This is a genomic window from Shewanella electrodiphila, from assembly GCF_023283985.1.
In the GTDB taxonomy this organism is placed as follows: domain Bacteria; phylum Pseudomonadota; class Gammaproteobacteria; order Enterobacterales; family Shewanellaceae; genus Shewanella; species Shewanella electrodiphila.
On sequence record NZ_JAKIKU010000053.1, the window covers coordinates 1 to 564 of the forward strand.

Consider the following 564-nt stretch of genomic DNA (forward strand, 5'->3'; position numbering starts at 1 on the left):
GACGCCAGTGATGACTTGCACTGTGCCAGCGCTATCGGTGAGCGTTAGGGTGACGGTTGAGTTTGGCGCGACATCGGTAGTGCTACCTGAAATGTCAGCAGTTTCTGCGCCGTCATTGATGGTGAGGGCCACATCAATAGAGCCCGCAGTCGCGTCCATGTTGTCGGTGTCAGCATCAGTGACGGTTTGACCGTTTTGGTCGACTGCTGATGCGTCAACAGTAATGTCGCCATCAACAAGGCCAGAAATATCCACGCCATCAATGCTGTAATCGCCATTAGCATCAACGGTGACGCCAGTGATGACTTGCACTGTGCCAGCGCTATCGGTGAGCGTTAGGGTGACGGTTGAGTTTGGCGCGACATCGGTAGTGCTACCTGAAATGTCAGCAGTTTCTGCGCCATCATTGATGGTGAGCGCCACATCAATTGAACCCGCGGTGGCATCCATGTTGTCGGTGTCAGCATCAGTCACGGTTTGACCGTTTTGATCGACAGCTGAGGCATCAACGGTAATGTCACCATCAACTAAGCCTGAAATATCCACGCCATCAATGCTGTAATC

At 52.7% G+C, this 564-nt stretch carries 1 pseudogene; it reads right to left on the bottom strand.

Annotated elements, in window-relative coordinates:
• Nucleotides 1–564 (bottom strand): annotated as a pseudogene (locus L2737_RS22260) (retention module-containing protein); the annotation flags it as partial.